This is a genomic window from Candidatus Omnitrophota bacterium, assembly GCA_041648975.1.
GTDB lineage: Bacteria > Omnitrophota > Gorgyraeia > 2-01-FULL-45-10 > 2-01-FULL-45-10 > JAQUSE01.
Genome location: JBAZNZ010000038.1, coordinates 1 through 5,547, shown reverse-complemented (window position 1 = coordinate 5,547; position 5,547 = coordinate 1). Strand labels below are relative to the sequence as shown.

Sequence of the window (5,547 nt, the reverse complement as noted above, 5' to 3'; positions counted from 1 at the left end):
CGCTTCTTGAGCGCGTCCATAAGGAAGAGCACAGGATATTCCCCGAAGCGATAAAGCTGTTTGTCGAGGGGAGACTGAAGATAGAGGGTAGGAGAGTAAGAATAGTATAATTAATTTTTTAACACTTTTGTGTAATGTTATATGTGTAATGTGTAATGCGGGTGTAATGGATTATTGTGTAATGGAAGAGAATTTTCCATTACACATAGTTACTTTAAACTAACATTAAACATTACACTTTACACATTACACAAAGTAGAAAGAAGGTAGTGGGATGAATACGAATATCAAAGACGTAACAGCCAGAGAGATACTCGACTCGAGGGGAAATCCGACGGTCGAGGTGGATGTGGTACTGCAGGACGGTTCTTTCGGGAGGGCCGCTGTCCCGAGCGGAGCGTCGACCGGTGAGCACGAGGCTGTGGAGCTGCGCGACGGCGACAAGTCGCGGTATCTCGGCAAAGGCGTGACCAAGGCAGTCGCTAACGTTAACGGCGAGATAAAGAAGGCGCTGAAAGGGAAAGACGCGCTGAAACAGGGGGAGCTCGACCAGCTCATGATAGACCTGGACGGCACGCCCAACAAAGGCAGGCTCGGCGCGAACGCGATACTCGGGGCTTCTCTTGCGATGGCAAAGGCAGCCGCATGTTCCAAAGGCATGCCGCTATACAAGTATATAGGGGGGAACAAGGCCAAGGTCCTGCCGATCCCCATGATGAATATATTGAACGGCGGTTCGCATGCCGACAATAACGTCGACCTGCAGGAGTTCATGATAATGCCTATCGGCGCTTCCTCTTTCAAAGAGGCGTTAAGGTGGGGCGCGGAGGTATTCCATAACCTGAAAAAGATACTTCACGACAAGAAGCTCTCCACGGCGGTGGGCGATGAAGGCGGTTTTGCCCCTGACCTCAGGTCGAACGAAGAGGCGGTGGAGGTAATACTTGCCGCGATAGACAGGTCCGGCTACAAGGCAGGTAAAGACGTTTCGATAGCCCTCGACCCGGCTGCGAGCTCGTTCTTTGAGAACGGCAGCTATATACTCGAAGCCGAACCGAAGAAGGACAACTCAAGCGGCGACATGATAGAATTTTACAGCCGGTGGGTGGGGAAGTACCCGATAGTCTCGATAGAGGACGGTCTGGCGGAAGACGATTGGGACGGCTGGAAAAAGATGACGGACAAGCTCGGGAAGAAGATACAGCTTGTAGGCGATGACCTATTCGTCACGAACGTGAAGAGGTTCCGGATGGGGATAGAGAAGAAGGTAGCAAACTCCATTCTTATAAAATTAAACCAGATAGGCACGCTTACCGAGACGCTCGACGCGATAGACCTTGCCAGGTCGCAAGGTTATACCGCAGTCGTATCGCACCGCTCGGGCGAGACCGAGGACACGACGATAGCCCACCTGGTAGTCGGCATGAATACCGGCCAGATCAAGACGGGGTCCGCGTGCCGTTCCGAGAGGATCTGCAAATACAACGAGCTGCTGCGCATAGAAGAGGAGCTCGGCAAGAAGAGTGTGTATGGCAAAGCCATATGGCGAAAATAAGGTCGAAAAAAACGCATCTCATCATAGCGGCTCTGGTCTTAGTCTTCCTGCCTCCGTTCGCCAAGTATCAGGAGCTAAGATATAAGAACAGGAAGCTTGAGGAAAAGATAGAGGCCGTAAGAAAAGAGAATAAACGGCTGGAAGAGGAAAAGCACCGTCTCGAGACCGACATCGGTTACATCGAAAAGCGCGCCCGCGAGAAGATAGGCGTCGTCAGGAAGGGTGAAATAGTATTAAAAGAGCCCTCGAGCAGGAAATAATAGCTTATATTCAGGTCGTTTTAACGACACAACTATAGAGTAGATAAGATTAAAAAGAGAAGGAGAGAATTTCTCCTTCTCTTTTTATATAGAATGTTCTGTAGAATCCATAAGGGCACTTATAGGAAAAGGGATACAGCGAGCACTTGAGGATATGCCAGTAGAAGTGCGAGCGTCATAAGGGAAAAACTACGTTTTTCCCTTTGATATAAAAACCCTGCCCAGTTTGGGCAGGGTTAGGTTTTTATTGGTAGCGGGGGTCCGATTCGAACGGACGACCTTTGGGTTATGAGCCCAACGAGCTACCAGGCTGCTCCACCCCGCAATGTGGGTTTTATTATACCAGAACAGCCCTATTATGCAATAGTTATTTTGGAATAGGTCGGATCTACCTGTTAATGTGGATAACTTTCGCCGGCGGGAAGCCGTTAAAATACGTAGAAGAGGCTATCGAATAGGCGCCGATATTCTCGGCATACAGAAGGTCGCCTATTTCAAGGTCCGGGAGGTATTCGGCTACGGAAATGGTATCGAACGCGTCGCAGGTGGGGCCGAACGCGGCAGATACCTTCTTTTCGCCGTCTTTGAACGCTTTCAATGGGTACTGGCAGTGATCGAAGACCTGCCCTGAGAATGTGTGGTATACGCCGTCATCGAGGTAGTAGCATGGTTTGCCGTCCCGGACGGCCTTGCCGATCACCTTAGTCACCAGGGTGCAGGCATTGGCCACCATGAAACGGCCCGGCTCGGCCAGTATCTCGATGCTTGGCGGGAAGAGCCTGTTGAATTCGGCGTTCAATTTCTTGGCAAGCGTCTGGAAAGACTTGACCTTGCTGTGGTACTTCACCGGGAATCCGCCGCCTATATCGATTATGTTGATCCTGTGGCCGCGGGAGGCCGATTCCCTTAATATGGATGCGGTAAGCTGCAGCGCCTGCATGTAATTCTCGAAGTTGTTGCACTGGCTGCCGACATGAAAGCTTATCCCTTCGACTATGAGACCCGTTTTAAACGCCTCGAGTATCAGGTCGACGGCCTCGCCGGGATGGGCGCCGAATTTCGAAGAGAGCTCTACCATAGAACCGGTATTCGGGACGCGGATCCTGAGTACAAGCCCCGCGTGCGGACAGTGGGCCTTTATCTTCTTCAGTTCATCGACGTTGTCATACGTTACGAGGGGTTTGTACGGGTCGAGCTCATGCAGCGTCTCGATCCGTTTTATGGTGTTGGCGTATATGACCTTGTCCCATATGAAATCCTGCCGCGCCTTCTTACCTAAGCGTTTTATATTCTGATATACGATCATGAACTCCGGAAAGGATGCGACGTCGAAACTGGCGCCCATCTTATAGAGCGTCTTAGCTATCTCCGGATTCGAGTTAGCCTTTACGGCGTAGTAGGCCTGGACGCGCGGGAGCGCCTTCCTGAACTCGCGGTAATTGGCCCGTATCTTCGCGTGGTCTATGATGAATACCGGCGTCCCGTGTTTTTTCGATATTTTTTTCAGCCTTTCGGTGTATGTCATCTCATCAATCCCTGAACAGGAAATTATTGAAACACCATAAGTTCCTGGTGTTGAGGTACGCGCCCGGGTTCTCTTTAAAGAATACCTGGTAGTTCTTTGCCGGCGTCCAGTCCGACGCTTCGGAAACAAATTTTCCCAGGTAAGGCTTCGCGATATTCAATATATGATCGTACGGCAGGTCATCCGGCAGGCATACGCCCTTATTGGGATTGTCGATCATCCACGTTATGGCGGAGACTATGCCTATGGCCACCTGCATCGTCGTCGCGTTCTGGTGGGGCACGAGCCGCCTCGATTCCTCTATCGAAAGGACGCTTCCCGTCCACCACGAATTGTATTTATGCCCCATTATAAGGGCGCCGAGTATGTCGTCGCCGGTCTTGATTTCATCGGACATTATCCTCTGTTTCGGCTGGAGCTCGTAACTTCTGCATCTTAACTCATGCAGGCTCGATATCGTCTCGTGGCAGGGCATATAGGCGTAGTTGACCGTCGGACGGTAAATGGCGTCGTCGCCCTTCCATACAGTAAGGCAGTCGGAGATGCCGAAAGCCTCCCCGTGTCGTATCACCATGCCGACGATCTCCTGGTGCGGTATCCACGACCTGACCCATGTGTTCATGCCCATCTGGGGCAGGAATATCTGGTTCCTCGGTCCATAGTGCGGCACATAGGCGTGCGGCGGAAGTTCTTTTTCGTGGGTTCCCCATCCCATCTCGGCCGGCGATATCCCTTCTTCCCTCAAGCCTTCGATAGACCAGGTCCCGACGAATTCGTCGACCTCTTTGGGCCTGTTGGTGATCTGCGTGTCCCGCTCGCTGCAGTGTATGACCTTAACGCCTGTCTCCATCGCGAGATGGTTATATTTCCGGTCGTGGAGGTAGCGCTCGATGTTGGATTTTGTGCCTTTCGGCACGGTCTTATCCCGCAGGTATTTCTCGGCGATATCGACTATACCTTTTTTGGCGAAATGGGAGATAAGTCCCGGGTTAGCCCCGTGATCGAGGACGGCGGTGGTGCAGTTATTCCACTTCGCGGTCATGGTCCGGATCTGCATCTGGCGGTAATAGAGCGATTTCTGCAGTGGCGTCTTGTTGTGGATGTCGGCGTACGGGTCCCACTCCTCAACGGAAGTATTTACGTAAAGCACCTTATTGTCGTGGCACCAGTTCAGGATATCGGGACAGCCTATGTTCCACGCCAGGTCGATTATAAGCCCGCCCGGCGCGACATACTTCGAGAGTTCTTTCGATATATTGAGGGGGGTTATCTTTTCCTGGAAATATTTGACGCCCTTGTCCGTCCACTTCTTCAGGGCCTTGCGCTTGTCGGCGAAGTCTATGACCGTTATGTTCTTGTGTGGGATCTTTATGTGTTTCAGAAGGATCGGTATGGTGCAGTTGGATACGGAGCCGTACCCGATGATCAACACCTTATTTTTAAATTCTCTCATCATTCTCCTATTATGAAAAAGTCTTCAGCAAAAAATTTATTAACTGCAACAATTTTACATGCAGATGCATATTATGTCAAGCAAAGTGTGCGGAAAAATTTTTCGCTTGGCCCTTGCGCCGATGGCCGAACCGGCCAGTGGGCCTCGCCTAATTTTGATCTCAAGGGTATTGCAGTTTTTTTAAATTATTTCTGCTATCTTGTTCTTATGGTGACTATGGCGCTAAAGTGCTTTAGGTAGTTGTAAGACGTTATCAAAATTTACGGCTCAACCCACATGGCCGGTTTGCCATCGTCGCCATAGCAGAGCGGGAAAATTTTGCTGAGGGGGACAGGTTAAAATTCGCTTCAGCCAGCGCCCGAAAGCACTGCCACCTGAGGAGGGTAAAAAATTTTTCTCGAAAGAAGCAGGGAGTTCATTAACCTGCTCCCCAGGATAGAATTTTTCGGCTTAGTCAGATGGCGGAACTTACGGGCGGTTGCCGAAGCGAATGTCGTAAAATTTCGATACCTTATGGCGGTCTTCCCGCCGAAGGCGGGAAACAAGGCCGAGTAAACCTGTCAACAGCATGCCCTCAGTCCGGGTTACGAGGCCATCGAAATTTTACCACAGCAAATTTACATGCCTAATCACTCGTGTCCAAATTATGATTGAAAAAGCCCAACCGAATCCTTATGATGGTGATAGAACAGAACCGTCACCAACTACCGATTCTCGTCGGTATATAAGGAGGGTTAGGCTATGCACCATAATA

The 5,547-nt window shown here is 50.6% G+C and carries 5 protein-coding genes and 1 tRNA gene; 3 read left to right on the top strand and 3 right to left on the bottom strand.

Annotated elements, in window-relative coordinates; translation table 11 throughout:
• The 3 genes from WC592_08955 to WC592_08945 form a co-directional block, all read left to right on the top strand.
• Window positions 1–110, top strand: a 110-nt coding sequence (locus tag WC592_08955; GenBank protein ID MFA4982573.1) for a phosphoribosylglycinamide formyltransferase, incomplete at its 5' end; no start/stop codon positions are given.
• Window positions 111–274: 164 nt separating this feature from the next.
• Entirely contained in the window at window positions 275–1,555 is a 1,281-nt protein-coding gene (eno, locus tag WC592_08950; GenBank protein ID MFA4982572.1) for a phosphopyruvate hydratase, read from the top strand.
• A complete protein-coding gene (locus WC592_08945) occupies window positions 1,543–1,815 on the top strand; it encodes a septum formation initiator family protein (protein ID MFA4982571.1) in 273 nt (90 codons plus the stop codon). Before eno ends, WC592_08945 begins: the two co-directional genes overlap by 13 nt.
• Window positions 1,816–2,063: 248 nt before the next feature.
• Here WC592_08945 and WC592_08940 read toward each other — a convergent pair.
• The 3 genes from WC592_08940 to WC592_08930 all read right to left on the bottom strand — a co-directional run bounded on the left by WC592_08940 (window position 2,064) and on the right by WC592_08930 (window position 4,796).
• Window positions 2,064–2,140: transfer RNA gene (locus WC592_08940), tRNA-Met, on the bottom strand.
• Between the two features lie 63 nt (window positions 2,141–2,203).
• Window positions 2,204–3,340: a type III PLP-dependent enzyme gene (locus WC592_08935; protein ID MFA4982570.1), complete on the bottom strand. Its 1,137-nt coding sequence runs from the start codon at window positions 3,338–3,340 to the stop codon at window positions 2,204–2,206.
• Window positions 3,341–3,344: 4 nt separating this feature from the next.
• Entirely contained in the window at window positions 3,345–4,796 is a 1,452-nt protein-coding gene (locus tag WC592_08930; protein MFA4982569.1) for a saccharopine dehydrogenase C-terminal domain-containing protein, read from the bottom strand.
• Window positions 4,797–5,547 lie beyond the last annotated feature (751 nt).